The sequence below is a fragment of the Methylomagnum sp. genome, assembly GCF_054333355.1.
In genome coordinates, this window is the sequence record NZ_JBTEKS010000458.1 from 1 (window position 1) to 3,255 (window position 3,255).

Below are 3,255 nucleotides of genomic sequence, written 5' to 3' on the forward strand. Positions count from 1 at the left end.
CTGCACCAGGCCATCCGCCCACGGCGTGGTCATGGCGACCCCCAGCCGGGCGCGGAGCGCCCCGAAGACATAGTCGTTCTCGTTGCCGGTCACGCCCTTGGCCGGATTCGGGGCGGGCTGGAAGAAGTCGAAGCCCTCCAGGCGTCCGCGCAATTCGCCCAGCACCCGGAAGTTCTCGTTGATCTGGCCCAGGGGCGGCTCCTCCTCGGCCTGGACCGGAGCGCCTAGCACCAGGAGCGAAGCCACCATGCCGGGAATGGCGAGTCGATGCCGCCGGGCAGCCCGCTTGAATGCCCCGCAGGTCATCGAAGGTTGCAGCGATTTTTGATGTTTCGTAAGCATGGGCTTGTTCTCGTTATTGATGTCTTGATCGGGAGATTTCGCACATTTTGGCGGTTAGCCAAGCGGGACCGAGGCAGCGATTTCGGAAAAGACGGCGATATGGCGGAACACCTCGCCCTTGTCGTCGTAAATCAAGCTGATGGCGAGCGATTCCAAGTATTCCTGACCGTTTTTGCGGCGGTTCCATAGTTTGCCCTGCCAGTGCCCGATGGTGTTCAAGGAGCGCCACATGCCTTGATAGAACACTCCGTCCTGCCGACCGCTGGAGAGCATGCTTGGGTTCCTGCCGATGACCTCGTGCAGATCGTAGCCAGTCATTTGGGTGAAAGGCTTATTCACCATGATGATGTGGTTGTCGCTGTCCGTGACTAGAACCGCCGAGTTGCAATAGAAGGCGTTGATCAACTGCTGGGTGCTTTCCGAGCGCTTGAGCTTGGTGATGTCGCGGACCAAGCCGGTGAAGTAGGTGCGCCCCCCCAAATCCATCCGGCTCAAGGAAAGGTCTATGGGAAAGGTTGTGCCGTCTTGGCGCTGGCCGGTCAGTTCGCGCCCGTAACCGATGACATGGGCCTCCCCGGTTTCCAGGTAGCGCCGAATGTACTGGCCATGCTTGCCGCGATGGGGTTCGGGCATCAAGACGCTGATCGCGTGGCCCATCAGCTCTTCCAGCCGATACCCGAAGATGTTGGCGGCGGCGGGGTTCAGGGATTGGATGATTCCCTCGGCGTCGATCACGATGACGCCATCGACGGCGGTCTCAAGCACGGCGCGATAATGGGCTTCCCTGGCCGCCAGTGCTTCCTCCATGCGCTTGTGGTCGGTGATTTCCGAGTAGGTGCCGATCACCCGCAAAGGCTCGCCGCCCCCCCCCCGTTCTACTATCGTGCCGCGATCAAGGAACCACCGATAGCTGCCGTCCTTGGCGCGAATCCGATGCTCGTTCCGGTACACCGAAGCCTCGCCGTTCAGGTAGTTCTGGAAGTCCTGGCGGCAGTCCGCCAGATCGTCGGGGTGAACCAACGCTTCCCAATCCCCCAAAGCCTCGCCGATTTCGTCCGGGGCATAGCCGAGCAGTTCCTTCCAGCGGGGCGAAAAGACCAGCCTCCGCTCCGTCACATGCCAGTCCCAGATGCCGTCGCCCACGTTCTCCAGCGCGAGCCTCCAAAGGCCTTCGGATTCCCCCAAGCGCTGTTCCGCCTCCAGGCCACGGTTGCCAATCATTGGATAGTTATCTTCAATCATGCTCGACCGCCTTTCAGTTTGAAGAGGCCGCCAACCAGAGGCCAGAGTCGTCGCCCATGAATGAGCAGCCAAGAAGGTGATTTCCGTCGATGATGGATTTCGGGATTTAAGGGGTTATTCCCGCCCAGGAATCCTCGAGCGAGGATTCCTGGGCGGGACAGCCATCGGGGAGGGGCGCCTAGGCCGCTGCCGCCTTGGGCAACACGAACACGCCCACCGCTTCCACCAGGCCGGTGGAGAAGTCCACCAGCCGCTCGGTTTGGAGCCCCTGCTCCTGCAACTCGTCGTAGGTGCGCTCGGTGTTCTTCTGAATCTGCACGGCGCGTTCCCGGAGTTGCTGGGTCATTTGGGCCTGGCTCGTGGAACTGGCCGCGATGCGCTGCACCAATTGCACCAGGTCGGCGGTGGTGTCGCGGGTCTCGCGCATCTCACCGCCGGCCTTCTGGGCGAGGTCGGTTCCCCGCACCACTTGGCTGATGGCCTCGTTCATGGTGTTCACCGTGTCGGCGGTCTCCACCTGAATGTTGCTCACTAGCCCCGCGATCTTCGAGGTGGCCTCGCGGGCGTTCTCGGCCAGCCTTTGCACTTCGTTCGCCACCACCGCGAAGCCGCGCCCCGCTTCACCGGCGGAGGCCGCGTGCATGGAGGCGTTGAGGGCGAGGATGTGGGTACGTTCGGCGATGCTGTTGATGAGGCTGACCACGCCGCCGATTTCCTGGGAGCGTTCGCCCAGCCGCTTGATGCGCTTTTCGGTCTCGCGGATGGTGTCGCGGATGGCGGTGATGCCCTGGACCGTCCCCAGCACCGTGTCCTGCGCCCGTTCGGTGTTCTTGATGGCCTTTTCCGCCGCCTCGTTGCAGGCCAACGCCAAGCGGGCGATTTCCTGCATCACCTCGGAAGCCCGGTTCAGTTCGGCGGTCGCCTGCTCCACTTCGCGCTTGTCTTCCGTCGCCACCTGGATCACGGTGTCGGACTGGGCCTTCACCTGCTGGGAAATCTTGGCGACGTTTTGGGCGATTTCCGTCACCCGGCTCAATACCTTGGCGGTTTCGCCGGATAGCAGGTTCAAAGCGTCGCCCACCGGACCCGTGATATCCTCGGCCACCGGTATCTTGACCGTCAAGTCCCTCTGGGCCAGCCGCGCCACGGCTTGGAGCAGTTCGATGATGGAGTTATTGAGGGCCTCGTTTTCCCGTTGAACCTGGGCGCTGACCGCCTCGCGCTGGTCCACCATCATGTCGAACTGGCGTCCCAACATACCGATCTCGTCAAAGGTCTCCAGGTGGGCACGCACCGTGCTATCGCCGGAGGCCAGTTTGTTCATAACGCCCACCAGATAACCGATGGGGTTGGTGATGGAGCGGGTAATGACGTAGGCGAGCCACGAACCCACGGCCAACAGCGCCAGGATGCCGAAGCTCACGAACAACTGCCTGTTACGCAATTCGCTTACCCGGTCTTTCAAGGCGCCGTCCAGCAAGACCATGGATTCTCTGTTGAGGGTGAACAGGGTGTCGATCACCGCCGTATAGGTGTCGAAATAGTCCTGGTTCGGATAGGTCAACACCTGGGGCGCCTCCACGACCTCCTTCTTGGTTAGCTTGAGGGCGGTCTCGTACTGCCCCGCAGCGGCCTTGATCAGGGGTTCCAGCTTGGGCTTGAAGTCCGGGC

Annotated in this window: 3 protein-coding genes; all 3 read right to left on the reverse strand. The window is 61.8% G+C overall.

The window, feature by feature from the left end:
- Nucleotides 1-342 (reverse strand): hypothetical protein (locus ACXWUF_RS21000; protein ID WP_458496505.1); only part of this gene is annotated, 342 nt, incomplete at its 3' end.
- A gap of 54 nt (nucleotides 343-396) precedes the next feature.
- On the reverse strand, nucleotides 397-1,584 hold the full coding sequence (locus ACXWUF_RS21005) for a PAS domain-containing protein (protein WP_458496506.1): 1,188 nt from the start codon (nucleotides 1,582-1,584) through the stop codon (nucleotides 397-399).
- Nucleotides 1,585-1,762: 178 nt separating this feature from the next.
- Nucleotides 1,763-3,255: methyl-accepting chemotaxis protein (locus ACXWUF_RS21010; protein WP_458496507.1), on the reverse strand; the 1,493-nt coding region annotated here is incomplete at its 5' end.